Source organism: Micromonospora parathelypteridis, assembly GCF_014201145.1.
GTDB lineage: Bacteria > Actinomycetota > Actinomycetes > Mycobacteriales > Micromonosporaceae > Micromonospora > Micromonospora parathelypteridis.
The window spans coordinates 514862-541001 of sequence record NZ_JACHDP010000001.1 but is presented as its reverse complement, the minus strand read 5'-3'; the positions used below and the strand labels follow the sequence as shown (position 1 = coordinate 541001).

23 protein-coding genes are annotated in these 26140 nt (G+C 71.1%); 17 read left to right on the top strand and 6 right to left on the bottom strand.

All coding sequences use genetic code 11. From position 1 onward, the window contains the following. Positions 1-34 precede the first annotated feature (34 nt). Positions 35-2599, bottom strand: a complete 2565-nt coding sequence (locus HNR20_RS02295; RefSeq protein ID WP_221309662.1) for a helix-turn-helix transcriptional regulator — start codon at positions 2597-2599, stop codon at positions 35-37. Positions 2600-2604: 5 nt separating this feature from the next. Then, positions 2605-3870, bottom strand: coding sequence for an Hsp70 family protein (locus HNR20_RS02290; protein ID WP_184176032.1), 1266 nt, complete (start codon positions 3868-3870; stop codon positions 2605-2607). Between the two features lie 297 nt (positions 3871-4167). Here HNR20_RS02290 and HNR20_RS02285 point away from each other — a divergent pair, with 297 nt between their 5' ends. The 7 genes from HNR20_RS02285 (at position 4168) to HNR20_RS02255 (ending at position 12533) form a co-directional block, all read left to right on the top strand. Further along, entirely contained in the window at positions 4168-5049 is an 882-nt protein-coding gene (locus HNR20_RS02285) for an IniB N-terminal domain-containing protein (RefSeq protein WP_184176030.1), read from the top strand. Between the two features lie 115 nt (positions 5050-5164). Further along, a complete protein-coding gene (locus HNR20_RS02280; RefSeq protein ID WP_184187835.1) occupies positions 5165-7021 on the top strand; it encodes a dynamin family protein in 1857 nt (618 codons plus the stop codon). Continuing rightward, positions 7018-8478 carry a dynamin family protein gene (locus HNR20_RS02275; RefSeq protein WP_184176028.1) on the top strand — a complete coding sequence of 487 codons (1461 nt, stop codon included), beginning with the start codon at positions 7018-7020 and terminating at the stop codon, positions 8476-8478. The genes HNR20_RS02280 and HNR20_RS02275 overlap by 4 nt, the downstream gene beginning before the upstream one ends. A 148-nt stretch (positions 8479-8626) precedes the next feature. Next, complete coding sequence (locus HNR20_RS02270; RefSeq protein ID WP_184176026.1) at positions 8627-9643, top strand: ABC transporter substrate-binding protein; 1017 nt, start codon at positions 8627-8629, stop codon at positions 9641-9643. A gap of 76 nt (positions 9644-9719) precedes the next feature. Beyond that, the gene (locus HNR20_RS02265; protein WP_229687488.1) at positions 9720-10682 is read left to right on the top strand and encodes a FecCD family ABC transporter permease; all 963 of its coding nucleotides are present in this window, start codon (positions 9720-9722) and stop codon (positions 10680-10682) included. A 4-nt stretch (positions 10683-10686) separates the two neighbouring features. Next, positions 10687-11763: a FecCD family ABC transporter permease gene (locus HNR20_RS02260; protein ID WP_184176022.1), complete on the top strand. Its 1077-nt coding sequence runs from the start codon at positions 10687-10689 to the stop codon at positions 11761-11763. After that, positions 11760-12533 carry an ABC transporter ATP-binding protein gene (locus tag HNR20_RS02255; protein ID WP_184176020.1) on the top strand — a complete coding sequence of 258 codons (774 nt, stop codon included), beginning with the start codon at positions 11760-11762 and terminating at the stop codon, positions 12531-12533. The genes HNR20_RS02260 and HNR20_RS02255 overlap by 4 nt, the downstream gene beginning before the upstream one ends. A 76-nt stretch (positions 12534-12609) precedes the next feature. On the opposite strand, the gene HNR20_RS02250 is transcribed toward HNR20_RS02255, so the two are convergent. Together HNR20_RS02250 and HNR20_RS02245 are read right to left on the bottom strand one after the other, a co-directional pair. Continuing rightward, positions 12610-12900 carry a DUF1540 domain-containing protein gene (locus HNR20_RS02250; RefSeq protein ID WP_030330445.1) on the bottom strand — a complete coding sequence of 97 codons (291 nt, stop codon included), beginning with the start codon at positions 12898-12900 and terminating at the stop codon, positions 12610-12612. Between the two features lie 135 nt (positions 12901-13035). Next, positions 13036-13767, bottom strand: coding sequence for a DUF2470 domain-containing protein (locus HNR20_RS02245; protein ID WP_184176018.1), 732 nt, complete (start codon positions 13765-13767; stop codon positions 13036-13038). Positions 13768-13808: 41 nt separating this feature from the next. On the opposite strand from HNR20_RS02245, the gene rpsD reads away from it, so the two are divergent. Next, positions 13809-14417, top strand: coding sequence for a 30S ribosomal protein S4 (gene rpsD, locus HNR20_RS02240; RefSeq protein WP_184176016.1), 609 nt, complete (start codon positions 13809-13811; stop codon positions 14415-14417). A gap of 258 nt (positions 14418-14675) precedes the next feature. After that, positions 14676-18608, top strand: a complete 3933-nt coding sequence (locus tag HNR20_RS02235; protein ID WP_184176008.1) for a ThuA domain-containing protein — start codon at positions 14676-14678, stop codon at positions 18606-18608. Positions 18609-18662: 54 nt separating this feature from the next. Here HNR20_RS02235 and HNR20_RS02230 read toward each other — a convergent pair whose 3' ends face one another. Then, entirely contained in the window at positions 18663-19073 is a 411-nt protein-coding gene (locus HNR20_RS02230) for a hypothetical protein (RefSeq protein WP_184176006.1), read from the bottom strand. A gap of 86 nt (positions 19074-19159) precedes the next feature. Here HNR20_RS02230 and HNR20_RS02225 point away from each other — a divergent pair, with 86 nt between their 5' ends. Together HNR20_RS02225 and HNR20_RS02220 are read left to right on the top strand one after the other, a co-directional pair. Next, positions 19160-19507, top strand: coding sequence for a PadR family transcriptional regulator (locus tag HNR20_RS02225; RefSeq protein ID WP_184176004.1), 348 nt, complete (start codon positions 19160-19162; stop codon positions 19505-19507). Next, complete coding sequence (locus tag HNR20_RS02220) at positions 19504-20580, top strand: hypothetical protein (protein WP_184176002.1); 1077 nt, start codon at positions 19504-19506, stop codon at positions 20578-20580. The genes HNR20_RS02225 and HNR20_RS02220 overlap by 4 nt, the downstream gene beginning before the upstream one ends. Positions 20581-20595: 15 nt before the next feature. On the opposite strand, the gene HNR20_RS02215 is transcribed toward HNR20_RS02220, so the two are convergent. Then, complete coding sequence (locus tag HNR20_RS02215) at positions 20596-21090, bottom strand: septum formation initiator (protein WP_184176000.1); 495 nt, start codon at positions 21088-21090, stop codon at positions 20596-20598. A gap of 262 nt (positions 21091-21352) precedes the next feature. Here HNR20_RS02215 and HNR20_RS02210 point away from each other — a divergent pair, with 262 nt between their 5' ends. The 6 genes from HNR20_RS02210 to HNR20_RS02185 all read left to right on the top strand — a co-directional run bounded on the left by HNR20_RS02210 (position 21353) and on the right by HNR20_RS02185 (position 26005). After that, a complete protein-coding gene (locus HNR20_RS02210; protein ID WP_184175998.1) occupies positions 21353-22048 on the top strand; it encodes a response regulator transcription factor in 696 nt (231 codons plus the stop codon). Next, positions 22045-23358: a sensor histidine kinase gene (locus HNR20_RS02205; protein WP_184175996.1), complete on the top strand. Its 1314-nt coding sequence runs from the start codon at positions 22045-22047 to the stop codon at positions 23356-23358. The genes HNR20_RS02210 and HNR20_RS02205 overlap by 4 nt, the downstream gene beginning before the upstream one ends. A gap of 28 nt (positions 23359-23386) precedes the next feature. After that, positions 23387-23941 (top strand): DUF5872 domain-containing protein, encoded by a 555-nt coding sequence (locus HNR20_RS02200; protein WP_184175994.1) that lies wholly within the window; start codon positions 23387-23389, stop codon positions 23939-23941. Between the two features lie 94 nt (positions 23942-24035). Continuing rightward, entirely contained in the window at positions 24036-24596 is a 561-nt protein-coding gene (locus tag HNR20_RS02195) for a PepSY domain-containing protein (protein WP_184175992.1), read from the top strand. A 154-nt stretch (positions 24597-24750) separates the two neighbouring features. After that, positions 24751-25554: a metallophosphoesterase gene (locus tag HNR20_RS02190; protein WP_184175990.1), complete on the top strand. Its 804-nt coding sequence runs from the start codon at positions 24751-24753 to the stop codon at positions 25552-25554. Next, positions 25523-26005, top strand: coding sequence for a barstar family protein (locus HNR20_RS02185; RefSeq protein WP_229687487.1), 483 nt, complete (start codon positions 25523-25525; stop codon positions 26003-26005). Before HNR20_RS02190 ends, HNR20_RS02185 begins: the two co-directional genes overlap by 32 nt. The last annotated feature ends 135 nt before the right edge of the window (positions 26006-26140 follow it).

Below are 26140 nucleotides of genomic sequence, written 5' to 3'. Positions count from 1 at the left end.
CGCTCGATGCGGCGGAGCTCGTGACGGGGGCGCCTCATCGGGTCGCCCGCTGCGGCCACGGCTGCCCGGCCGTGTCGCTGGCCCGGTCGGCGACGACGGTGCGCAGTAGAGCCAGCAACTCGGCGCGGTTGGCGCAGTTCAGCCGGCTGCGCATCCGCGCCACGTGATGTTCGACGGTCTTGGCCGAGATGAAGAGCCGGTCGCCGATCTCCCGGTAGGTCAACCCGGCCAGCACCAGCTCGGCAACCTCGTACTCGCGGTCGCTGAGCCCCTGCTGGGTCGGGCCGGCGGCCCGCGCCGTGCTCTCCGCGGTCGCCGATGTCGGCCCGCCGTGGCCGCCGGGCGGTCGGCCCTGCAACGCTCGGGCGCACTCCAGCAGGGTGGTCATCGCCCGCCGGTCCGCGGTACGGATCGCGGCCTGGCCGGCGAGGCGAGCACCGTCCCAGCACAACCCGGTGTCGTGCAGCCCTCGGGCGGCGGCCTCCACCCGGGCTGGGTCGACGACGCCCCGGAGCACCTCCACCCAGCTCTCCGCGGCCGAGGCGACGACGGCGGCGTACCGGCTGTGGTCCGCCACGGCGAGCAGCGCGGCGACGTGTTCGTCGGCGAGGGCCGGCTCGCCGGTGAGGATCGTGGCGTGCAGCCCACTCCAGTGCAGCGGCACGCTCCACAGTGGCGGGTCACCGAGCCGGCCGAGCAGCGCTCGTCCCTCCCGCAGGTACGGCTCGAGCCGGGCCAGGTCACCCAACCGCGCGCCCGCGATGGCCAGCTCACCCAGCGGCAGGAGCGTGAACAGGTCGACGGGGTGTCGGACCACCGCCTCCAGCGCCTGTCCCCAGCCACGCTTGAGCGCCCCGAGGTCGCTGTTGCGTCGGCCGATGCCCATCCGGATCGCGGCGGCGAAGAGCAGGTCGCGTGACTCCAGTTGCCGCCCGTCGAGCGTCACCGTGGCGAGGCGCTCGGCGGCGGCGTGCGTCTCGCCCCGGACCATCAGGATCCAGGCCTGCAACAGCCGGTGGCGACGAGCCATCAGCGGGCCACCGACACCGGCGCCCAGGGCCCGGTGCAGCACCTGCTCGGCGATCTCCAGCTCACCGCAGTGCACCGCGGTCAGCGCGGCGAGCGCCGCCGGGGAGTCCGGCAGCAGCGCCGCCCGTCCGTCCGGCTCCAGCAGCGCGGCGGCCTGCACGAGCGCGGAGAGCGCCGCGGTCGGCGGGCCGCTCACGCTCTCGCGTACCCCGTTGGCCATCAGCCGGGCGGCGCTGGTGTGCAGGGTTGGTGGGTCGCCGGTGGGTTCACCTGCCGGCGGCTCGGCGGCGGCGCGCAGGTCGCCGATGGCGAGGCCGCCGACGGTGGCGAAGGCCGCCGCCGAGGCGGTGCCGGACCACCGGTACAGCTCCACGCTGCGACCGACGTGACCACGATGCGCCAGGGCTGTCGCGGCCACCACGGCCGCCTCGGAACGGTCGGGCGGAGCGGCCGTGGCCAGCAGTCGGTCCGCCAGCCGCAGAGCGTCGTCGAGGTTGCCGGCGAGCGCGGCGGCGAGTGCCTGCTCGGCGCTCGCCGGCCGACCGGCGGCCGTGGCGGCCGCGAACAGTTCGGCCGCGAAAGCCGGCTCGTCGGCCAGCGCCTCACCCGCTGCGGCTGCCAGGGTCGAGGCCGGGCAGTCGCCGAGCGCGCCCACCGCCAGCAGGGAGCGGACCAGCGGCAGCACCGCGCCGCCCCGGGCGAGCTGCAACTCGGTGAGTCGGCGCCAGACCGCGGTCCGGTCGGTGGTGGGGCTGAGCGTCGTGACGGCCCGCCGCACGATCGGCGCGAGCCGGCCGTCGGCGCCGAGCAGCCCGGCCGCCCGCGTCGCGGCGACCAGTTCGTCCACCACCGCCGGCTCCCGGCCCAGGAGTGTGCCGAGCATGCTCACCGGCAGCAGCCCGCCGGCCGCGACGGCGAGCAGCAGTCGTCGTACCGCGGCGGGCTGCACGTCCAGGTCCGGCCCGAACTCTCCGACGGCGGACCGGGGTGGGGCGACCACCGTGCCGGTGGGGGTCTCCGCGCCGGCCAGGCCGCGGACCAGCCGTTCGACGTCCCGGGGTACGCCGGAGGTCTGTGTGTGTACGAAGTCGACCAGGTCGCCGTTGCGGCTCAGCTCTGGCGTGGCGGCGAGGTAGGCGGCGGTCTGCTCCCGGGTGAACGGCGTGAGGAGCACGGCCTGCCCGTCACGACGGAGGGAGTCGACCAGCTCACTGAGCGCCGCTGACCGGGGCCACGGCCGGTGGGCGACCACCAGCCGGTGCCGACGGGTGGCGACCAGACGCAGGAGCACCCCGATCCGCGCGTCGTCGAGCAGGTGCGCGTCGTCGACCAGCAGCAGCGCGTCGGGGTCGACCGGTTCGCCGGGCTCCGGAGCGGCCGTGCGTACGGTGATCCCGGCCCGCTGATAAACCCGGGCCAGCTCCGCGAGCAGTGCGGTCTTTCCGTGCCCGCCGGGGCCGGCGATGCCAACGGTGAGTGGGCCGGTCGGGTCCTGCCCGACCGTGTCCAGCAGGGCCTGCGGCCCCTTGTCCAGCGTCAGCCCCGACTCGGCGGTGCCATTCATGATCATTGAAGTCATCCTTCGCGTCCCCGGCTGCGGGCCAGCACCAGGCGGGACGGCTTCGGCAGTTCCAGTGGGAGGACCCGGACCGGTGGCCGCGGTGGCGGATCACCCGGGACGGTGGTGTCGTGGTGCGGGCGGCGCGGTGCCGGAACGGTGGCGCGCCCCGCACCGCTCACCGGCGCCGGTTCGCGGGCCGGCGCCGACGGGCGAGGGCGCGGCGACACCACCTGGCAGGCGGCCATCGCCGCCCCGGTGGCGGCAGTCAGTTGCGAGTCCGGTTCCACCTCGACGGGCACCGGGAGCGCCGCGCTGATCAGCTCGGTGACGAGCGGTACGCGGGTCGAGCCGCCCGCCAGCAGGACGCCGTCGAGCTGTGCCGGCGCCAGGTTGGCACTCTGCACGGCCCGCAGCAGGAGGTCGACGGTGGCCTGCACCGTCGGGCGGATCATCTGCTCGAACTGCGCCCGGGTCACCGGTATCCGGGCCGGACCGCTCGGCAGGGTAAGCACCACGTCGGCTGTCAGGTCGACGGTCAGCACCCGCTTGACCCGGTCACACTCCGCGCGTAGCCCGCGCAACGCGGCCTGGGTGCCGCGGCGGGCGGTGGTGGCCAACTCCCGGGCCAGCGTCGTACGCGCATGCGCGGCCAGCGCCTCGTCGAAGTCGGCGCCGCCAATCGAGTCGAGACCCTGGGGAGTGCCGAACGTCTCGTACGTGCCGCGCGGGGTTCGACGCACCAGGGCCGCCTCGAAGCTGTTGCCCCCCAGGGCGTAGACGACGGCCGTGCTGCCCGCGAACCCCCGGGCCGCGTGGCTCTCCGCCACCGTGACCGTGCGGGGCAGCAGCGTCACGTGACGCAACCCGAAGCCCGCCAACGCCCGGTGCAGCACCTCTCGCCGGTAGGGGCGCCACCCGGCCGGGTGGCTGAGCACGATCGCCTCGGCGGGACCGCCCTCCAGGGCGTGGACCCGATCCACCACCCACGCCGCCAGCTCCGCGGTCAGCGTCTGCGGCGCGCATGCTTCGCCGCCGAGTAGCAGGGGCACGTCGTCACCGATCCGGTGGACGAAGTCCCGCGTGGTGCGGCTGCCGTCGTCGGTCACCGGCTCGCCCACGTGCAGCGAGCCGTCCTCCGACAGGCACAGCACCGACGGTACGAGAGTCGAGTCGACGTGCAGCGGAACGGCCTCGGGACGCGTCCAGGTCGTGCCGTGCCGCCGCGCGACCGCGGCAGCCGTGTTGGTGCTTCCGATGTCTATCCCCAGGACGTACGGCATCGTCTCTTCTCTCCCCGTGGATCGGCCGGTTGGTGGCGATGGCGTCGGTGCTGCCCGACGACCCACCCCCGGCGAACCCCGCGGGCTCCTACGTTCGTACCAGAGATCAGTCCCTGGTCGGGACCCTAATCTCGCCGGTACGGTTTCCCCCTGTCCCCCTAACGTACGAGGTGGCGGTGCCCCTAGTTCAACCGGCCCGGATGCGGGCTGAGCCCCGATGCCCGGGGACGTGCCCGGCAATAGCGTCACTGTCGACGTACGACACTCGCCGACGCCAGATCCGAGGAGAACCGGCACATGGACTCGCAACAGACCCTCCACGACTTCGTGCTCGACCTGCTGACGAACCCCGACGCCCGGTCGGCCTTCGACCTCGACCCCGAGGGTGCGCTGCGATCGGCGGGGCTGACCGACATCACCGCGGCCGACGTGCAGGACGTCGTGCCGTTGGTCGTCGACTACGCGCCGGGGCAGGGCCTCGCGGCGTTGGCGCCGGTGGGGCAGCTCGGGCTGGACCCGCTGGTCACCGACACCACCGACGTGGTGGGCCAGTTGCAGAGCGTGGCGCAGCAGATCAGTGTCACGAGTTCTCCCTACGGGGTGGACGTCAAGGCCGGCGTGCTCGGTGCCATCGCGGTCGACCCGTCGGCGGCTGCCGCGGGGGTCACCGTGCTGCCGGGGATCGGCCTGGGTGTCGGTCCGTACGGTCTCGACACCGACCTGACCGGTGTCTCCGACGTGGCGCACACCCTCGACGCCGACGTGGTGCAGCCGGTGGACGCGATCGCGGACCCGGTGCTCGGGGACGCCACCGGCCTGGTCGGCGACTCGACCGGCCTGCTGGGCGGCACCGACCCGGGTCTGGTCGGTGGCGACCTGACCGGCGGCCTCCTCTCCGGCGCCCACGGTCAGGTCAACGGCATCGTCGGCTCCCTCGGTGTCGACGACACCCTGGGCGGGTTGGGCCTGGGGCATGACGGTGGCGTTGTCGGCGGAGTCGTCCCGCCGCTCGACGTGCCGTCGGTGGTGGGTGGTGTGACGCACCAGGTGGACGGTCTCCTCCCCGGTGTCACCGGCACGGTCGGTGATGTGACCGGCGGCGTCACCGACGGCGTGCTGGGTGACTCGGACGCCTCGTCCGATCACGGCCTGCTCGGCATCACCGGCGGTCTGCTCTGACGGGAATTTCCGGTCGGAGCGGAGGGTCGGATCGTCTCGGGCGATCCGGCCCTCTCCGGTTCCACATCCGGTCCCTCTTGCTAATTGAGCCGAAATCAGCACACTTGGTGCGGTGATGGCCGGGATCTGGTTGGACGTGCTGGACGACATCGCCCGCACGTGCAGTGCACACGGTCGTGGTGACCTGCTCCAGACGGTCCGGCAGAAACGTGCCCAACTGCTGGACCCGACGCTGCGTGTCCTGGTCATCGGTGAGCCGAACCAGGGCAAGAGTCAGCTGATCAACGCGATCATCAACGCGCCGGCCTGCCCGGTCGGCGACGGCCGAACGACCGTCCTACCGACCGTGGTGCAGCATGCCGAGGTCCCGTCCGTCGCGGTGGCTCAGGCTTCGCCACCGGCCCCCGGTCGTCCGGCCGGCACTGCGGTCGCGGCAACCGTCGAGCGGACCCCGGTGGCGCTCAACCAGGTCGCGGAGAGCGTGGCCGGCATGATCGGGCGGCGGCCGGGGGGCGGCCCGGCGTACGTCGAGATCGGGGTTCCCCGCGCCCTGCTCGGCGCCGGGCTGGTGCTGGTGGACACTCCCGGCACCGACGAGGTCACCGGTATCGGCGGCGCGGCCTCGGTCGCTGCTCCCGCCCGGGCCGACACCGTGCTGCTGGTCACCGACTCCACCCGGGAACTGTCGGTTGCCGAGCTGAACATGCTGCTGCACGTCATGCGGTCGCACCCGAACGTGGTGGTGGTGCAGAGCAAGACCGATCTGGTGGCGGACTGGCGGACGGTCGCCGAGCGCAATCGTCAACACCTGGCCGAGGCCGGCGTCCCCGCGGCGCTGATCCCGGTGTCGGCGGCGCTGCGGCTGCGCGCCGCGGCGGCCGACGACCGGGGCCTCAACGCCGAGTCCGGTTTTCCCGTGCTGATCGCCCGACTGCAGCGGGACCTGGCCGGCAAGGCCGACCAACTGGCTCGGGCGTCGGTGCAGACGGTGGCGCGGACGGTGGTGGAGCAGTTGGCCGCGCCGCTGCGTGCCGAGCTGGCCACCCAGGAGGCCGAGGAGCAGTCCGGGCCGATCTCGCGGCTGCACGCGGCGCAGCGCGAGGTCGACGAGCTGCGCCGCTGCTCCACCCGGTGGCAGAACATTCTCAGCGACGAGATCGCCGACCTGCTCTCCGACATCGAGTACGACCTTCGGGACCGGACCCGACAGATCCTCCGCACGGTGGACGAGGCGTTCGACACCGCCGATCCCCTGGTCGCCTGGGACACCTTCGAGGATTGGCTGGAGCGGAGCCTGGTGGAGGCCGCCGAGGCCAACCACGAGTGGCTGATCCAGCGCTGCGACTGGATCGCCCGCCGGGTGGCCGCCAACTTCGACCGGTACGGCTACGACGTGCTGCCGCCCTGGTCGATGACGATGCCGGACGACATCGGCGAGCGACTGCCGGAGCTGCAACGGCCGACGATCGACCGGTTCACCACCGGCCAGAAGCTGTTCACCGGCATGAAGGGCTCCTACGGCGGGATGCTGATGTTTGGTCTGGCGACCACATTGGCCGGAATGCCGATGATCAACCCGGTCTCGGTCGGCATCGGGGCGCTCTTCGGCGGCAAGAGCATCCGCGACGAGAGCAAGCAGTTGCTCCGCCGCCGACAGGCGACCGTCAAGACGGCCATCCAACGGCACGTCGACGACTTCTTCGTCCGGATGATCCGTGACTGCCGGGACGCCGCCCGGCAGGTGCAGCGGATGCTGCGCGACCACTTCACTGGGCTGACCGAGGAACTCCAGGAGGCGATCGTCCAGTCGTTCCGAAGCGCCAAGCAGGAGGCCGACACCGATGCCTCGCTGCGCGAGCAGCGGCAGCGCGAGATCCGGCTGAGGATGACCCGGTTGGCTGCGCTCTACGAGCAGGCGCAGCAGTTGACCGGCGCCCGTTCGGCACCGCTGCGGTTGGAGCCGCAGGCATGACCGTGGGGCTGCGCCTGGACGAGGCGGCCTGGGGTCTGCTGCATCAGGCCATCGATCTCTACCAGGCCGATCCGCGGGTCGTCGGGCAGTTGCGGCATCAGGTCGCCCGGTTGGAGCAACCGCTGCGGATCGCGGTCGCCGGCCCCTGGCGGTCTGGAAAGTCGACGATCCTCAACGCGCTGATGGGCGAGGAGGTCGCGCCGGTCGAGAGGGCGGACGGCGTGTTCACCTGGTACGAGGACGGCGCTGCGCCGCGGGCCACCGCGTACCCGGCCGGTCAGCCTCCGCAGGAGTTGACGGTGGTCAAGTCGGCGACCGGGCTGCGGGTGGATCTCGGCTGGGGCGCGGGCGACGTCCGCGACATCGTGGTGCAGTGGCCGACGCGGGCGCTGCGGCAGGTCACGCTGATCGACACCCCGGCGGTCACCGGCACTGTGGAGCAGGGGCGCGTGCCGGTGTTGGAGCGGGTGCTGCGGGACTCGGACGCGGTGTTGTATCTGACCCGCGATGCTCGCGACAGTGATCTGCGGCTGCTGGAGTCCGGCCGGGACAGCGCCGTCGGGCAGGCCGCGCCGGTCAACGTGATCATGGTGTTGTCCCGGGCGGACGAGACCGGCGGAGGCCGGATCGACGGCCTGCTCACTGCCCGCCAGCTCGCCCGCCGGCACTACCGCGATCCGCGGGTGAGCGCGCTCAGCGTGAACGTCGTGGCGTGCAGTGGGATGATCGGCCTGGCGGGCCGGATGCTCGGTGAGTCGGACTTCGCCGCGCTCGCGTCCCTGGCCCAGGTGCCCAGGGCGGAGCTGGACGTCCACCTGATCTCCGCCGACCGTTTCCTCCGTGGTGAGCTGCCGGTACGGCTGGAGACCGACACGCGCGCCGCGCTGCTGGATCGGCTCGGTGTGTTCGGCGTTCGGTTGGCGGCCACCCTGGTGCGCAGTGGTTTCGACAGCCGGGTGAAACTCTCTGCCGAGCTCATTCGGCGCAGCGGTCTCACCGAGTTGCGTGAGTCGGTGACACGCTGTTTCATCGATCGCAGCGACGCGCTGAAGGCCCGGTCGGCGCTGGCCGCGGTGGAGACGCTGCTGCGAGCCGAGCCCACCCGGGGTTCCGAGGAGCTGGTCGGCGCGATCGAGCGGATCCTCGCCGGTGCCCACGAGTTTCGGGAGCTACGCCTGCTGGTGGCGCTGCGCAACGCCCGGCTCGGTTTCGACGCCGAGTCGGCCGCCGAGGCGCAGCGGCTCGTCGGGGGTAGCGGGGTCGGCCTCGCCGCCCGGCTCGGTGTCGGGCACGAGGCGACCGTGCAGCGGCTCTGGGAAGTCGCCGCTGACGCGCAGTGGCGATGGCGGGACCGGGCGGAGGACCCTCTGCTTCCACTGGCGCAGCGGCGCGGGGCCCAGGTCGTCGTCCGTAGCTGCGAGGGGATGATCGCCGAGTTGGTCGCGGGCGGTCGCTGAGAGCTGACGGCGCCTGCTGGCACAGCGGCTGCCGACCATCTTCCGAGGTGCCGGGGCACCGGCATTGGCCAAAAACCGAAATGATGGTTAGCCTAACCTAACTCCGAGCCCGGGTGGCTCGCCTTTTCGATAGATCGGGAACTTCAGCATGCAGAAATGGCGTCCGGTCCTGGCCGTGGCGGCGCTCAGCGCCGCCCTCGGCGGGCTCACCGCATGTGGCGACGACACTGGTGCCGGTGACACCGCCGCCGCGTCCTCTGGCCCCTGGTCGTTCAACGACGGATCGGGTCAGGTCGTCAAGGCGGACAAGACACCCACGCGGATCATCGCGCATGCCGGCGAGGCCGCGGCGCTCCTGTCCTTCGGCATCAAGCCGGTCGGCGTCTACGCCGACGAGTCGGTCAAGACCGACCCCAACCTCAAGAACCTCGACCTCACCGGGATCGAGATCCTCGGCGAGGAGTGGGGCAAGATCGACGTGGAGAAGGCCGCGGCCCTGCGCCCGGACCTGATCGTCGGCGACTGGTGGCCGGCCGAGAAGGCGCACAGCGGCATGGAGGAGGGCGTCGACGAGAAGAGCAAGAAGCTCGCCGAGTTGGCCCCCGTCGTCGGAATCGCGCAGGGCAAGTCGATCGTCGCGCTGGCCGAGGGGTACGAGGATCTCGCCGAGAGCCTCGGCGCCGATGTCGACAGCCCGCAGATCGCCGCGAACAAGAAGCGCTTCGAGGAGGCGGTGTCCGCGTTCAAGGCGGCAACCTCGGGCAAGCCGGACCTGACGGTCGCGGCGATGTCGCCCGCCACGGAGAAGGTCTACGTGGCGAACCCCGAGTACGCGCCCGAGCTGCTGGACCTGCAGACCTGGGGCCTGAAGGTCATCAACCCGGCCAGCCCGGACCCGGCCTTCCCGTACTGGGAGAACCTCAGCTGGGAGAACGCGGACAAGTACCAGCCGGACCTGATCCTGTGGGACGGCCGCTCCTTCACGCCCACCGCCAACGCCGAGTGGGGTACGAAGCAGCCCACCTGGTTCAAGATCAAGGCTGCCAAGGCTGGCGCCACCGTCTCGTGGCCGGCGTTCTGGCTGCACACGTACGGTGACTTCGCCAACGAGCTGGGCAAGCTGACCGAGGCGGTCAAGGCCGCGGATCCGAATGTCGGCAACTAGCCAGATCGGGACGCGCGCCTCGACGGGGGGCGTTCGGCGAGCCTCTGCCCTCGGGCCGGGGCTCGCGGTCCTCTGCGTGCTCCTCGCCCTCGTCGGTTTCCTCAGCGTGACCATGGGCTCGCGCTCGATCGGGTTGTCCGAGGTGCTGCACGCCCTGTTTAGCCTCGACAGCGACGGACCGATCAGCAGCACGGTCACGCTGGAGATGCGCGTACCCCGCACTCTGCTCGGCATTTTGGTCGGCGCGGCGCTCGGTGTGGCCGGGGCGATCCTGCAGGGCGTCACCCGCAACCCTCTGGCGGACGCGGGGATCCTGGGCATCAACTCCGGTGCCGCCGCGTTCGTGGTCTTCGCCATCACCGTGCTCGGTGTACGCGGCGTCGGTGTCTACGTCTGGTTCGCGTTCGCCGGCGCGATCGCGGCGCTCGCGCTGGTGTACGCGATCGCGTCCATCGGCCGGGAGGGCGCCACCCCGGTCAAGCTGGCCCTCGCGGGGGCGGCTGTCACCGCCGGCCTCGTCTCGGTCACCGACGGGATCGTGATGACGAACGTGGACGCCCTCAACGAGCTGCGGTTCTGGCAGGTCGGGTCACTCGCCGGCCGGTACGCCCCGATCCTGACCGGGGTCGCGCCGTTCCTGCTGATCGGCCTCGCCGCGTCTCTGGGCCTGGGGCGTGCCATCAACAACCTCTCGCTCGGCGAGGACGTCGCGCGTGGCCTTGGCCAGCACGTGACCCGTACCCGCGCGGTCGCCTTCGCCGTGGTCGCGGTCCTCGCCGGCGCGGCGACCGCCGCGTGCGGGCCGATCGTCTTCGTCGGGCTCGTCGTGCCGCACCTGGCGCGGTTCATCTGCGGCCCCGACTACCGGTGGATCCTGCCGTACTCGATGCTGCTGGCACCCATCGTCCTGCTGCTCGCCGACGTGCTCGGCCGCGTGGTGGCCGCCCCCGACGAGCTCCAGGTCGGTGTGGTCCTCGGGTTGATCGGCGCGCCCGCGTTCATCGCCATCGTGCGCTACGGCCGGCTGTCGGAGGTGTGAGCAGATGACGACCACGACCACAGCCACGACCGACGTGCGCCCCGATCCATCTGCCACGGTGAGGGCGGTGCGCGCCAACCGGAGGCGTCGTGCCGGCCGGTCCATCGTGGTGACCTGCGCCCTCACCGGGGCGGTTTTTGCCCTCTTCGTGCTCACCATGATGGTGGGCAGCTTCCGCATCGGCGCCGGGGAGGTCATCGCCTCGGTGCTGCACCTGTCCGACAATCCCAGCGTCGACTTCGTCGTCCGTGGCCTGCGGCTGCCGACCGCAGCCGCCGCCCTGGCCGTCGGGCTCGCACTCGGCGCCTCCGGGGCGATCTTCCAACAGCTGCTGCGCAACCCACTCGCGTCCCCGGATTTCGTCGGCATCACCTCGGGGGCCGGGCTGGCGGCGGTCACCGGCATCGTGCTGCTCGAAGCCGGCGGGCTCGTCATCAGCGGGCTCGCCCTCGGCGGTGCGATCGTCGCCGCCCTGGCGATGTACCTGCTTGCCTGGCGCGACGGCCTCAGTGGCTACCGCTTCATCCTCATCGGCATCGCGGTGACGGTCTTCTTCCAGGGCCTGATCGGATATGTGCTCAGCCGGGCGCAACTGTTCGAGGCCCGTCAGGCCATGCACTGGCTGGTCGGTTCGGTCGGACAGGCCAGCACCACCGAGTTGCGTGTGCTCGCCGGCGCCCTGGTCGTCCTGCTGCCGGTCGCCGTGCTGCTCCAACGACCACTGGGCACCCTTGAACTCGGCGACGACGCCGCCCGCATGCTGGGCACCCGGGTCGAACTCAGCCGCGCCGGGCTCCTCGGAACCGCCGTCGTGCTGGTCGCGCTGGCCGTGGCCGTGGCGGGTCCGATCGCCTTCGTCGCCCTCGTCGCCGGGCCGATCGCCAACCGGCTCCTCGGCCCAGCCGCCCGGGGCATCCTCCCCGCCGCGCTGGTGGGCGCCGCGCTGCTGCTCACCGCCGACCTCGTCGCTGCGCACCTGCTGCCCACACCACTGCCCACCGGTGTGGTGACCGGCGCGGTCGGTGCCCCCTACCTGATGTGGCTTCTGGTCACCACCAACCGACAAGGAGCGGGCGGATGACCCGACTACGCGCCGAGGGGCTGACTCTCGGCTACGACGACCGGACCATCGTCGACCACCTCGACGTCGCCGTGCTCGACGGCAAGGTCACCGCGATCGTCGGCGCCAACGCCTGCGGCAAGTCCACCCTGCTACGCGGTCTGGCCCGACTGCTCGCGCCGCGCGACGGGACCGTCCTGCTCGACGGCAGGTCGCTCGCCGACCTGCGGAACATCGACGTGGCCAAGGTGCTCGGGCTCCTCCCGCAGACCCCCGTCGCGCCCGACGGCATCACGGTCGCCGACCTCGTCTCCCGCGGTCGCTACCCCCACCAGGGCTGGTTCCGGCGCTGGACCGCCGACGACCACGACGCCGTCGCCCGGGCCCTCGACTCCACCGGCACCGCCGACCTGATCGACCGTCCGATCCGGGAACTGTCCGGCGGCCAACGTCAGCGCGTCTGGGTCGCCATGGCCCTGGCCCAGGACACCGACCTGCTGCTCCTCGACGAACCCACCACCTACCTCGACATCAACCATCAGGTCGAGCTGCTGCGGCTGCTGCGGAAGCTGAACGCGGAGTCCGGCAAGACCATCGTCATCGTCATGCACGACCTCAACCTCGCCTGCCGGTACTGCGACCACCTCATCGCGATGTCCGGCGGCGCGATCGTCGCCGAGGGCGCCCCGGTCGACGTGGTCACCGGCGAACTCGTGGAGCAGGTGTTCGGTCTCAATTGCCTGGTCGTACCCGACCCGATCGCGGGCACGCCGATGGTCGTGCCTGCCTGAGGCTGGGCGACGGTTTCCGTACGCGTGATGGGGGCTGCCGTGGCGGCCGCCCCCATCGGTGCTCGCGGAGTGCGAATCAGCGCGGCTGATACGTCTGGCAGTCGGCGATGTCCTGCCCCGGGCCCACCCGAATGGACGGTGCGTGGCATTCCAACTCGGCGTTGTGTTGGCAGTCGGCGCGCTTGCAGGCCCCGACCTGGGCGATGACGCGGTCGAGACCGCCCTTCGCCGAGGTGTCGATGAATGTGGCGCAGCTGGCGTTCTGCTGCCCGATGGTGATGGCGAACGCGTGGCAGCCGTCGTGGTTGTAGCCGCAGTCGGTGACCGTGCACTCGTGGACCCGCGGCATCTCCAGCATGTCAGTCATGGCGATCTCGCTTCCGTCGGTGGTGCCGGGCCATCGTCATACCCAGCTTCGACCGGACAACTCCCTATCAGCCGCCCCTTTCGGGGATATTTTGGGTAGGAAAGCCTTGCCTAATCGCACGATTGGCGCCGACCATCAGTAGGCGCGTCGGGATCGGCAGCGTCGAGATTCCCGCAGCAGTGCCTCGATCTGGACGCCGAGTTGATCTGGATGGCGCAGCGGCGAGCGGAACCCCAGCCGGACGTCCCGATCGCCCCTGCTCAGCTCCAGCCTGAGCACGAGACCGTGCCGGTCCAGGCGTACCGGCCGGACCTGCTGGACGCCCTGCAGGTGGCGAGCGGGTATCAGCCGGCACAGGCGTTCGACGGTGTCCGGGTGGTGGTGATCGAGGTGGCACAACATCTCGGCTTCGGCGGCGGCCAGGGGGTCGGGATCGGCTGCCGCGAATGCGTCCGGGTCGATGCAGGTGGTACGGCCGTCGACGGTCAACTCGGCGGTGGCGAGGTCGAGGACTGCCAGCAGATCCTCATCGCCCCCGTTCGTGGTGGCCTGCGTCACCAGCCACCCGGTGAATCTGCCGCGCCCGCGAACCCGGTTGCGTACCGGGGTGGGCGCCAGGTCGGTCACCTCGACCAGCGCGACGGCCTCCTGCTCGTGCGCGAGGTGGTGCGTCAGACGGCCGTCGGCCGGTAGTGCGATCCGCAGTCGTCCGTCGTCCGCCACGGCGTGCCGTCCGAGGACGTACGCCTCGACGCCGGCGATGTGCAACGTGAGGGAATCGGCGGCGACGAGCATCGATCGGAGCCGGACGCTCGCGTCGTCGGCGGAGTCCAACGCGCTGGTCGAGGGGTTGCTCAAGGCGATCATCTCCTAATAAGGTTAGCCTTACCTTACTTGAGAGGTGAAGGATGAATCAGACCCGTCCCAAGGTCAAGCGGTCCCGTGCTCTGGGCATCGCGCTGACCCCGAAATGTGTGCGCTACTTCGAGCGCCGCCCGTTCCCGCCGGGGCAGCACGGCCGGGCCCGACGCACCACCAGCGACTACAAGGTGCGGCTGTTGGAGAAGCAGCGCCTCAAGGCGCAGTACGACCTGCACGAGGGGCAGTTGCGGCGCGCGTTCGACCGGGCCGTGCGCCGTCCGGGCAAGACCGGTGAAGAGCTGATCGTCGAGTTGGAGAGCCGGCTCGACGCGCTGGTGCTGCGGGCTGGTTTCGCCCGCACCATCTACCAGGCCCGCCAGGTCGTCACCCACCAGCACGTCACGGTCAACGGCCGTCGGCTGGACCGACCCTCGGCGCGGTTGCAGCCCGGGGACGTCATCGCCGTGGCGGAGCGCAGCCGGGGCAAGGCCCCGTTCCTCGCCGCGGCTGCGGGGGCGCACGCCCCGGAGCGTCTCGCCCCCTATCTGGAGGTCAGTCTGCCCGGACTGACCGCTCGACTGACCCGGCTCCCGCTGCGGTCGGAGGTCCCGGTCCTGTGTGAAGAGCAGCTCGTCGTCGAGTACTACTCGCGCTGAGCGAGGGCGGTCGACCGTTTGGAGGGCCCCGCTGACGCCATCCGCGCGCCGGGGCCCTCCACGTGGTTCGCCGCCCGAAAACCGTTATTCGATCTCCCTGCGCGCAGTCGCCCCACCTGCGGAGATAGCGCTCTCACGAAAGCTGGGAGAGTGCTTGACGCGCCCGAGGCAAGAACGCAACGATGCATTCGCATGTTTCGTGCCACCACCGCCAGGCGTGATCGGCGCACGCCGTCCTCGCACCGCGAAAGGACTACCGTGCGCAGATCCCTGAGATCGTGGCTCGGCGTCGCGCTGAGCGCGATCCTCGTGGCGGGCGGCATCGTCGCCGTGCCACCCACGGCCAGCGCCGCCCCGTTCACCGTGCTGGTCTTCAGCAAGACCGCCGGCTTCCGGCACGGATCCATCACACCGGGCATCACCGCCATCCAGCAACTCGGCGCCGCCAACGGCTTCACCGTCGAGGCCACCGAGGACGCGGGCCAGTTCACCGACGCCAACCTGGACCGGTTCGCCGCGGTGATCTGGCTGTCCACCACCGGCGACGTGCTCAACGCCGCGCAGCAGGCCGCGTTCGAGCGCTACATCCAGGGCGGCGGCGGGTACGTGGGCGTCCACGCCGCCTCCGACACCGAGTACGACTGGCCCTGGTACGGCGGGCTGGTCGGGGCGTACTTCGCCTCGCACCCGGCCGAACAGACCGTCACCGTCAAGGTCGCCGACCAGGTGCACCCGTCCACCGCGACGCTGCCGCAGCGGTGGAGCCGGTTCGACGAGCTGTACAACTACCGCACCAACCCCCGGGGCAACGTGCACGTGCTGGCCACCCTGGACGAGACCACCTACACCGGCGGCAGCATGGGTGCCGACCACCCGATCTCCTGGTGCCAGAACTACTCCGGCGGCCGGGCCTGGTACACCGGCCTGGGCCACACCGACGCGTCGTTCACCGAGGCGAACTTCCGTCAGCACCTGCTCGGCGGCATCATGACCGCGTCCGGCGCGGTCGGCGCCGACTGCGGCGGCACCGTCAACAGCAGCTTCCAGCAGGTCGAGTTGGCCAAGGGCGCCGCCGAGACCGGCGAGCCGATGAGCCTCACCGTCCTGCCGGACCGGGGCGTGCTGCACACCTCGCGCAACGGCGTGATCCGGCACACCGACGCCGCCGGCAACACCAAGATCGCGGCCACCCTGCCGGTCTACACCGGAGACGAGGAGGGCCTGCAGGGCATCAAGGCCGACCCGAACTTCGCCACCAACCGCTGGGTGTACGCGTACTACGCCCCACCGCTGAGCACCCCCGGTGGCGGTGCCCCGGCCACCGGCACCCCGGCAGAGTTCGCCGTCTGGGACGGCGTCAACCGGCTGGCCCGGTTCACCGTGAACGCGGACAACACCATCAACCTCGGCAGTGAGACGCTGATCCTGAACGTGCCGACCAGCCGGGGCATGTGCTGCCATGTCGGCGGTGACATGGACTTCGACGCGGCGGGCAACCTCTACCTGTCCACCGGTGACGACACCAACCCGTTCGACTCCGCCGGCTTCTCGCCGATCGACGAGCGGGCCGGGCGCAACCCGGCCTTCGACGCGCAGCGCACCTCGGCGAACAGCAACGACCTGCGTGGCAAGGTGCTCCGGATCAAGCCGAGCGCGGCCGGCGGTTACACCATTCCGGCCGGCAACATGTTCGCCGCGGGCACCGCGCGGACCCGTCCGGAGATCTACGCGATGGGCTTCCGCAACCCGTTCCGGATGAGCGTGGACAAGGCCACCGGCATCGTCTACCTCGGCGACTACGGTCCGGACGCGGGCACCGCCGACCCGAACCGGGGACCGGCGGGCAACGTCGAGTTCGCCCGGATCGACCGGCCCGGCTTCTACGGATGGCCGTACTGCACCGCCCGCAACGACGCGTACAACGACTACACCTTCCCGTCCGGCCCGTCCGGGCCGAAGTTCAACTGTGCGGGCGGGCCGGTGAACAACTCGCCCAACAACACCGGCATCACCCAGTTGCCGCCGGCCATCTCGGCGTGGCTGCCGTACGGCGGCTCCGGATCGCCGCCGGAGTTCACGGGCGGCGGCCTGTCACCGATGGGCGGCCCGGTCTACCGGTACGACCCGAACAACACCTCCGCCGTCGCGTTCCCCGAGTACTACGACGGGACCTACTTCGCCGGTGAGTTCGGCCGCCGCTGGATCAAGAACATCAAGCTCGACTCGGCCGGCCAACCCTTGAAGATCAACCCGTTCCCCTGGACCGGCACCCAGGTCATGGACATGGAGTTCGGGCCGGACGGCGCGCTCTACGTGCTCGACTACGGCACCGGCTGGTTCAACGGCGACGCCAACTCGGCGCTCTACCGCATCGAGTACGCCCGCACGGGCAGGGCGCCACGCCCGGTTGTCTCAGCCACTCCGACGAGCGGCACCGCCCCGTTGACCGTGGCCTTCTCCTCGGCCGGCACCCTCGACCCGGACGGGGACCCGTTCACCTACGCCTGGGACTTCGACAACAACGGCACCACCGACTCGACCGCGGCGAACCCGAGTTTCACCTACACCACCAACGGGACCCGCAGCCCGACGCTCACGGTCCGGGACACCACCGGCAAGACAGCCACCGCGAGCGTGGTCGTCACGGTCGGCAACAGCGCCCCGGTGGTCACCGTGAACACCCCGTTGAACGGGCAGACCTTCAACTTCGGGGACGCGGTGCCGTTCTCCGTCACCGTCACCGACGCCCAGGACGGTGCGATCAACTGCGCCCGGGTGAAGGTCAACTATGTGCTCGGGCACGACTCGCACGGCCACCAGCTCGGCAGCGTGCAGGGCTGCACCGGGGTCATCCAGACCTCGGCCGACGGCGAGCACGACACCGCGGCGAACATCTTCGGCATCATCGACGCGGAATACACCGACCTCGGCGGGGGTAGCCAGCCGCCGCTGACCACGCACACCCAGGCCGTCCTGCAGCCGCGGGTGCGCCAGGCCGAGCACTTCGGTGACTCGTCCGGCGTCCAGATCGTCGCCGGCGCGGCCGGGCACGGCGGCGCCGCGGTCGGATACATCGACAACAACGACTGGATCTCGTTCCACCCCTACAACCTGACCGGCATCCAGTCGTTCAGCGCCCGCGTCGGCGCCCCGGCCGGCGGTGGTGGCACGTTGGAGCTACGGGTCGATTCGCCCACCGGGCCGCTGGTCGGCTCGGCCACCGTCGTGCCCACCGGCGGGTACGCCACCTTCACCACGGTCACCGGTGGGGTCACCGCCCCGACCGGCACCCGGACCCTGTTCCTGGTCTTCAAGGGCGCCGGCCCGTACTTCGACATCGACGAGTTCACCCTCTCCACCAGCCCCGGCGGCCCGGGCCCGGATCCGGACCCGCCCACCGGGAACCTGGCCCAGGGCAAGCCCGCCCGAGCTTCCAGTCTCGAGGGCGCGTACGGCGCGGCCAACGCGTTCGACGGCGCGGTGGGCACCCGTTGGAGCAGCGCGTTCAGTGATCCGCAGTGGATCGATGTGGACCTCGGGGCCACGTACTCCCTCAACCGGGTCAAGTTGACCTGGGAGGCGGCGTACGGCAGTGGCTACCAGATCCAGACCTCGCCGGACGGGGTCAACTTCACCACGATCCGTACGGTGACCGGCGGTGACGGCGGCGTGGACGACCTGACCGGGCTCACCGGCTCCGGCCGGTACGTCCGGCTCCTCGGGACCACCCGAGGCACCGCCTGGGGCTACTCGCTGTTCGAGTTCGAGGTGTACGGCGGCACCGGTGGCCCGACCGGCCCCGGTACCAACCTGCTCTTGAACAAGCCGACGACGACGTCCAGCAACGAGGGGGCCGACGTGGCCGGCGCCAAGGCGGTGGACGGCAGTCTCACCACCCGCTGGTCGAGCACGTTCTCCGACCCGCAGTGGATCCGGGTCGACCTCGGCACCCCCACCGCGATTGGTCGGGTCAAGCTGAGCTGGGAGGCGGCGTACAGCAGCGCGTACCAGATTCAGACCTCGAACGACGGCACCACCTGGAGCACCGTCAAGACGGTGACCGGCGCCGACGGCGGCGTGGACGAGCACACCGCGCTCGGTGCCAACGGTCGCTACCTGCGGATCAACGGCACCGCCCGGGGCACCGGATACGGGCACTCGCTCTGGGAGGTGGAGGCGTACACCAGTTGACCCACCACCGCTGACGTGGCCGGCACGGATCGCCGTGCCGGCCACGTCGGTCGCTCAACTGCTGGGCGTCGGCGAGGGCAGCCTGGTGAACGGCCACGGGTAGGCGCCGAACAGGTTGGTGCACGCGGTGAGCAGCCCCTGCCGGGCGTCGGCCAGGCGCAGGTTGGCCGGCCCCTTGTCGACAGTGGGGTCGTTCTCCACCCAGAGCCGGCCGGCCTCCTGGGCGATCGGTCCGAGCCGCTGCCCGGCCTCCCGCACACCGGAGTCGGTCGATTCGATGGCCCGCATCGCGGTGCCCATGTCCTCGACGGGAGGGTTGTTCTTCTCGATGGTGAGCGCCACGCGGGTGCACGCGGAGGCGGCGGACTTGTCCGAGGGCGTGGTTGAGCTGGCCGCGGGGGTGGGCGCTTCGGTAGGAGAGCAACCAGCCAGCAGCAGCGTGGCGACAACGAGGGTGCGGATCACGGCAGGAGCCTAGCGATCTTCAGGTCCGGACCGGGTAGCCATTTCACTGTCCTTGCATATACCGGCTATCGGTATATGCTCCTGCCATGGCTGAGAGTCCACTTCGGGAACCGACGTTTCTGGTCCTCACCGCACTGGCGGAGGCACCCAAGCACGGTTACGCCGTCATCGAGGACGTGCTGCGCATCTCCGACGGTCGGGTGCGCCTCCGCGCCGGCACCCTCTACGCCGTCCTCGACCGGCTCCGCGCCGACGGCCTCATCGAGGTCGAGCGCGAGGAGGTGGTGCAGTCGCGACTGCGCCGCTACTACCGACTCACCGCGCTCGGCGCGCGTCGGCTCGCCGAGGAGGCGGACCGACTGCGGCACAACGCCGACGCCGCCCGCGTGCGGCTGCGCCGAGGCGGCCTGCTGAGCAATGGAGGCGCAGCGTGAGCAGCGACGATCTGGAACGGCGCTACCGACGCCTGCTGGCCGTCTATCCGTGGGAGCACCGCCGGGCGTACGAGGACGAGATGCTGGCCGTGCTCGTCGCCGGCGCGCGGCCGGGCCAGCGGCGACCTGCCGCAGGTGACGCGATGAATCTGGTCGGCGCCGGGTTGCGGGCTCGGCTGCGGGTGGGCGCACGGGGGTTCACCGGCTCGACCTGGGCGGACGCCGCGGCGGTGACGGGCCTGTTGGTCGCGTCCATCCTGCTCGCGCTCGCCGGGAAGTCACTGCTCAACCAGCTCATCCGGGACCCGAGCCTGCCACCGGGGTACGGGCCGGGTGGCCCCGACGTCGTCGACTGGCTTCGGGTGGCCGGCTGGGCGGGCGTCTGCGTGGCCGTGCTGGTCGGGTGGCGCTGGTTGGCCGCCGGTCTGGCCTGGGCTGGCGCGATCGGCTGGGGCGCGCTGGTCGCTCCCCAGGCCGGCGACGATCTCACGTACGTGGTGGACACCCTGCCGCGGATCGCCCTCGCCGTCGTGGCGGCCGCCGCGCTGACCGTGCCGGTGCCGCGTCACCGGACAATCGCGCTGCTGGGCGTACGCCGGTTGGCGGCGTTGCTGCTCGCGCCGGCCGTGATGGCCGGGCTGTTGGAGATCAACCGGGTGACCAGCCCCACGTTCAACCTTGTCGGCGCGGTCAGCTACGAGGCCTTCTACGGTATCGAGGCGAGCAGCGAGCTGGTCCTCTGGCTCTACGTCGCCGTTCTGACGGCCGTCGCGCTGACCATGCTGGTCGCGCTGGTCAGGCTCGACCCCGGGGTACGCCGACGAATCGTCGTCATGCTCCTTCCGGTCGCGGCGCTCGCCCTGGTGATCGACAACGCCCTCGCCGGTTGGTCCACCTCCACCATGCACATGGGACACGTCATTCCCCTGGTGCCGGCGCAGTGGGCGATGCTGATGCTCGTCCCACCGGTGACCTTCCTGGCCGGGGCACTGCTCGTCCGTCGTCGAGAGGAGACGATGCGCATGGTCGCCCTCGGCCGCGCCGCGGACCGCGAGCAGCCAGTGGGGCAGTAGGGGGGCGACCCGCGGTCAGTCGTCGGCGACTGCTACCGGCTCCGAGCCGATGCAGCGCACCTTCAACTCGTACTCGCGGGTCGAACCCTCGAACGTGACCTCGACGTCGTCATCCGGGCCCCGGTCCACGTCCCTGACCCGGTAGCCCTGCGCGGGTGCCCAGGAGACGAGGCGTACGCCGCTGGCGCCGCATTCGGCCACGGCCGTGCCGCCGTCGGTGGCGAAGCCCCGGCGGACCCCGGAGTTGGCGGTCGGCGCGGCGCTTGTCGTGGCCGGGCCGGGCGGCGCGGCGCTCGTCGTGCCCGGGCCGGGTGGTGTGGCGCTCGTGCTGGCGGTGGGCACCGGGTCTGGCGAGGCGAGCGCGCGCTCGATCTCGGCCTCGCTGCGGACCCCGCCCGGTGTGCCGGTGATGCTCTCGCCCACCAGCCGGATCGCGCCCAGCCCGATCAGGGTTGCCACGGCGGCGGTGGCCACCCACCCGCTGGCGACGAGGATCGAACGACGGCTCATGCCTCGACTATCCCCGATCCAGTGTTGTTGCCGGCACATCCCGACCCTAAGGAAGAGTTAACGACCCCTGCGGTGGGCGACGGGTCCTGATCCACTCCGCTTCGGCGATGTGGCGGTGTCACCGAGGCGGGATACCGCCACATCGGCGACATGGAGTCGATCGAGCCGTCGACCGAAGGGCCGGGACACCGATCGGGCCGCTTCGTCGACCGCCACGGCGAGATCGCGTGGTCCTGATGGCGAAACCGTTAGCCTTGCCAGGGTGGCCCGCCTGCTGCTCATTGAGGACGACCTGACCATCCGTACCCCGCTGATCCGGGCCTTGCGGGAACGCGGCCATGCGGTTGCCGCGGCCTCGACCGCGATGGCCGGGCTCCGCGACGCGCTGGAGGACCGGCCCGACCTCGTGGTGCTCGACCTGGGCCTGCCCGACCTGGACGGACGCGAACTGCTGCGAATGCTGCGCGCGGTCAGCTCGGTGCCGGTCATCGTGGCGACCGCGCGCGACGACGAGGCCGAGATCGTGCGGGTGCTCGACGCGGGCGCCGACGACTACGTCGTCAAGCCGTTCACCGCGGCGCAGCTCGACGCCCGCGCCCGGGCGGTGCTGCGACGGGGACCCGCCGGCGCCGACGCGCAGGATTCGGCGCTCGTCGTCGGTGGGCTACGGATCGACCCGAGGGCCCGACAGGTCGCCCTGGACGGGGTGGCGGTCGAGCTGACGCCCCGGGAGTTCGACCTGCTGCACCACCTCGCCGGCCGGCCCGGCCAGGTGGTCACCAAACGTGAGCTGCTCACCGAGGTCTGGCAGATCCCGTACGGCGGAGCCGACAAGACCGTCGACGTGCACCTGTCCTGGTTGCGGCGCAAGTTGGGTGAGAGCGCGCAGCAGCCCCGCTACCTGCACACGGTGCGCGGTGTCGGGGTGCGTCTCGAGGCGCCGGCGGCGCAGCCGTGAGGGCACGGCTCGCGCTGCTGGTCGCCGCGGTCAGCGTGCTCACCCTCATCGCGTTCCTGGTGCCGTTGGCGCTGCTGGTCCGCACCGTCGCCGAGGACCGGGCCACCGTTCGGGCCACCGCCGATGCGCAGAGCCTGGTGCCGGTGGTCGGCACCGCCGACGCGGCGACCATCCGTCTCACCGTCGAGCAACTCGCCGCGGAGTCCGGACGACCGGTGAGCGTCTTCCTGCCGGACGGCACGGTGCTCGGGGCGCAGACACCCCGTACGCCAGCGGTGGCCCTGGCTGCGCGCGGGCAGAGCCTCACCGGGGAGTCGGCGGCCGGCCGGGAGGTGGTCATCGCCGTGCAGGGGCGGGCGGACGGGACCGGGGTGATCCGGATCGTGGTGCCCCAGCACGAGCTGACCGCCGGGGTGACCCGGGCCTGGTTGGTGCTGGCGCTGCTCGGCGTGATCCTCGTGCTGATCGGGCTGCTGGTCGCCGACCGGTTGGCGCGCACCCTGGTCCGGCCGATCAGTGACCTCTCCGCCGTCTCCCACCGGCTGGCGAACGCCGAGCTGGACGCCCGGGTGACGCCAGCCGGCCCGGCCGAGCTGCGCGAAGTGGCTGGTGCGCTCAATCATCTCGCTACCCGGATCCAGGTACTTCTGGTCCAGGAACGCGAGCAGGTGGCCGATCTGTCGCACCAGCTGCGTACACCGCTGACCGCGTTGCGCCTGGAGGCGGAGTCGTTGCGTGACCCGGACGACGCCGCCCGGATCACCGCAGCCGCGGACGGCCTCGAACGGGCGGTCACCGGGCTGATCCGGCAGGCACGGTGGCGCCACTCACCGGCGGCGGCGCCGGCCACCTCGGACGCGGCGGCGATCGTCGCCGACCGGGTCGCGTTCTGGTCGGTGCTGGCCGAGGACACGGGCCGGGCCGTCACCCTCGACCTGGCTGCCGGCCCGATCCCGGTCGGTGTGGCCGCGGACAACCTGACGGCGGCCGTGGACGCCCTGCTCGGCAACGTCTTCGCCCACACGCCGGACGGCACGCCGTTCGCCGTCCGGCTCGCTCAAGACGCGGGGGAGGTGATCCTCACGGTTGCCGACGAAGGGCCGGGTATGCCGATCGGGGCGGTGCGGCGGGGCGCCAGCGCGGCCGGGTCGACCGGCCTCGGCCTGGACATCGCCCGGCGTGCCGCGCAGGCCGGCGGTGGTCGCCTGGAGCTGCGGACCGGCCCGGGCGGCGGGGCACAGGTGCTGCTTCGGCTCGGGCCACCGACGTCGACCCGGGAGGCAGAGGCGCCGCGCCCCCGGGATGCATAGGCGCCGCGCCCCCGGGTAGCTGCCAGTCATGGCGCGGTATACGAAACCCGAGCTCAGAGAGCAGATCAAGGAAGAAGTCAAGGCTTCCGACAAGGGCGGCAAGCCGGGGCAGTGGTCGGCGCGCAAGTCACAGCTGGTCACCCAGGAGTACAAAAAGCGCGGCGGGGGATTCCTGGGCGAAAAGGACGAGCGGCAGAAGTCACTGCAGCGCTGGGGCAACGAGAAGTGGCAGACGAAAGAGGGCGACACCCGTGCACGCAAGGGCGGCACGACGAGTCGTTACCTGCCCAAGAAGGCCTGGGACGAGATGTCGGAGAGCCAGAAGCGCGCGACCGACACCAAGAAGCGCGAAGCGTCCCGATCCGGCAAGCAGTACGTCGCCAACACCGGGCCGGCCAAACGAGCGCGTCGAGATGCCACCACGGCCGGCCGGATGTCGGAGATGTCGGTCGCCGAGGCCGCCAAGCTGGTTCGCGGCCTCGACACGCGACAACTCAGGACCGCCCTGCGTAACGAGCACGCCGGCAAGGACCGCAAGACGCTCGTCCAGCGGCTGGAGGCAGAACTCAACCGGCGCGGCTGACAGGCTTAACCTGGCCTTAGCGTCCCGACAGCGCGGTGCTATCCCGCTCCGACCGATCCTCAGAGTCGACAACCGAGGAGAGGTGGACACCACGATGAAGCGCACCAATTTGCTTCTGGCGACGGTAGGCGGGTCGGCGGTGCTGGCGGTGGCCGGCGTCGCGCTGGGCGTCAACGCCGCGAACGACACGCGGGTGGGCGGCACGGCACTCGCCGCGGTAACCGCCGACCCGACGGCCACGGACGCCAGCACCGCCACCGCCACGCCGGGAGCCAGCGGTACGCCGTCGAGCAGCACCCCGTCGAGCGGTACGCCGTCGAGCGGCACCCCGTCGGCCGGCACGCCGTCAGCCGGCACCGCGCCGGCGGGCAGCGCGGTCGATGAGAAGCGTGCCGGTGAGATCGCGCTGGCCAAGACCGGTGGCGGCCGGATCGTCGAGGTCGAGGCCGAGCAGGAACACGGCCGACCGGTGTGGAGTATCGAGATCGTCGCGGGTGACACCGAGCACGAGGTGGACGTCGACCGGGACAACGGCTCGGTGATCAAGGCCGAACAGGAACCGGTCGACGACGACGGTGACGACGACAACGATGACGACGACAAGGACGACCAGTCCGACGACGACGATGACGACCGCTCCAGCGACGACGACTGACAATTGTTCGACGGCGGACAACACGTCGACGACCGGCAACAATCAGCGGCGCTCCGACCGGATCCCACGATCCCGGTCGGGGCGCCGCTTCTTGCGGCCGAGCGCTGACCACGACGTGCATCGGGTCGGACAGCTCAGCGAGTAGGCTTGATCGATGTCAAAATCGGAGTCCCCGCTGTACGTGGTCGCCGACGTGCATGGTCACCGGTCCGAGTTGCGGACGGCGCTTCTCGACGAGGGGCTCGTCGACCCCGCGGGGCAGTGGTCCGGGGGAGACGCCAGGCTGTGGCTACTGGGTGACTACGTCGATCGTGGCCCGGACGGCGTCGGCGTCATCGATGACATTCGACAACTTGCCGCGTCGGCTGAGATCACGGGCGGCGAGGTGCGCGCACTCCTGGGCAACCATGAGGTGCAACTGCTCGCCGCGCACCGGTTCGGCACCGCCCCGATCCCCGGGTGGGATGAGCCCGGCGGCTTTCGAGGTGGTTGGGCGCGGTTCGGTGGGCGTGAGGACGACCTGCGCCGGCTGACCCCTGAGCACGTCGCCTGGATCATGAGCCTGCCGGCGGTCGCGGTGGTCGACCGGTACCTACTCGTCCACTCCGACACCGATCGGTACCTGGAGTTCGGGCAGACCATTGGTGCCGTCAACGCGGCAGTGGCCACGGCGATGATCTCTTTGGACACCTCCGACTGGCTGAAGTTCTGCGGGCGGATGAGCGATCGGAGCGCGTTTCGGGAGGCCGAGTCGGCGCGTCCGGACGATGTGGTGTCGGCGATGCTGGGCACGCTCGGTGGCGAGCTGCTTGTGCACGGGCACAGCACGCTCACCAAGTATTTCGGTGTGCCGCCGCAGGATGTCCGGGAAGCGCTGTGGTACGCCGACGGTCGGGTCGTCGCCGTCGACGGCGGGGTGTACGAGGGTGGCCGCATCCTGCTCACCCGGCTGGTCTGAATACGCCGCATCGCCGAGATACCCGAATGCCGGCCAGCACCCGGGAGGTTACTGGCGAACCGAACACGATCTCCACCGCGACATCGCCGCAGCACTCAGCTTCCCGGACTACTACGGACGCAACCTCGATGCCCTCAACGACTGCATGCGCGACGTGGTGAGCCAGGACTACGGGTGGGCACCGAGCACAACCGGCCTTGCTCTGGTTTTCACTGACTACGACGCCTTCGCTGCCCATTGCTCTCGCGCAGCCCAGGTCGTGCTCGACATCATGGCTGACCACTCCCGCAGCGCCGCTCTCTTCGGCCGTCGCCTCATGTGCCTGGTGCAGAGCAACGACCCACACATCAGATTCGCGCCCGTCGGCGCCACACCCGTTTTGTGGAACGACGCCGAGTGGCTCGACTCCAAGCGCAGCCCCAACTCATCCGCAGCCCCAGAAAACCCTTGAAACACGGCCTAGAGCCTGTTCCATAAGGACCGGCCGGCCTGCGGCGGGCCCGGACCGCCGCCCGGACTCCGCCTCGGCTCGACCGCCCTTATGAAACAGGCCCTAGTGCCGCCGCCCGTCACGGTATCTACCGGG

Excerpts from the sequence above, each read along its gene's own strand:
- HNR20_RS02295 (WP_221309662.1), bottom strand. The coding sequence starts at position 2,599 with ATGATCATGAATGGCACCGCCGAGTCGGGGCTGACGCTGGACAAGGGG.
- HNR20_RS02280 (WP_184187835.1), top strand. The coding sequence starts at position 5,165 with ATGGCCGGGATCTGGTTGGACGTGCTGGACGACATCGCCCGCACGTGC.
- HNR20_RS02290 (WP_184176032.1), bottom strand. The coding sequence starts at position 3,870 with ATGCCGTACGTCCTGGGGATAGACATCGGAAGCACCAACACGGCTGCC.
- HNR20_RS02250 (WP_030330445.1), bottom strand. The coding sequence starts at position 12,900 with ATGACTGACATGCTGGAGATGCCGCGGGTCCACGAGTGCACGGTCACC.
- HNR20_RS02200 (WP_184175994.1), top strand. The coding sequence starts at position 23,387 with ATGGCGCGGTATACGAAACCCGAGCTCAGAGAGCAGATCAAGGAAGAA.
- HNR20_RS02225 (WP_184176004.1), top strand. The coding sequence starts at position 19,160 with ATGGCTGAGAGTCCACTTCGGGAACCGACGTTTCTGGTCCTCACCGCA.
- HNR20_RS02190 (WP_184175990.1), top strand. The coding sequence starts at position 24,751 with ATGTCAAAATCGGAGTCCCCGCTGTACGTGGTCGCCGACGTGCATGGT.
- HNR20_RS02275 (WP_184176028.1), top strand. The coding sequence starts at position 7,018 with ATGACCGTGGGGCTGCGCCTGGACGAGGCGGCCTGGGGTCTGCTGCAT.
- HNR20_RS02245 (WP_184176018.1), bottom strand. The coding sequence starts at position 13,767 with ATGATCGCCTTGAGCAACCCCTCGACCAGCGCGTTGGACTCCGCCGAC.
- rpsD (WP_184176016.1), top strand. The coding sequence starts at position 13,809 with ATGAATCAGACCCGTCCCAAGGTCAAGCGGTCCCGTGCTCTGGGCATC.
- HNR20_RS02195 (WP_184175992.1), top strand. The coding sequence starts at position 24,036 with ATGAAGCGCACCAATTTGCTTCTGGCGACGGTAGGCGGGTCGGCGGTG.
- HNR20_RS02215 (WP_184176000.1), bottom strand. The coding sequence starts at position 21,090 with ATGAGCCGTCGTTCGATCCTCGTCGCCAGCGGGTGGGTGGCCACCGCC.
- HNR20_RS02260 (WP_184176022.1), top strand. The coding sequence starts at position 10,687 with ATGACGACCACGACCACAGCCACGACCGACGTGCGCCCCGATCCATCT.
- HNR20_RS02270 (WP_184176026.1), top strand. The coding sequence starts at position 8,627 with ATGCAGAAATGGCGTCCGGTCCTGGCCGTGGCGGCGCTCAGCGCCGCC.
- HNR20_RS02255 (WP_184176020.1), top strand. The coding sequence starts at position 11,760 with ATGACCCGACTACGCGCCGAGGGGCTGACTCTCGGCTACGACGACCGG.
- HNR20_RS02285 (WP_184176030.1), top strand. The coding sequence starts at position 4,168 with ATGGACTCGCAACAGACCCTCCACGACTTCGTGCTCGACCTGCTGACG.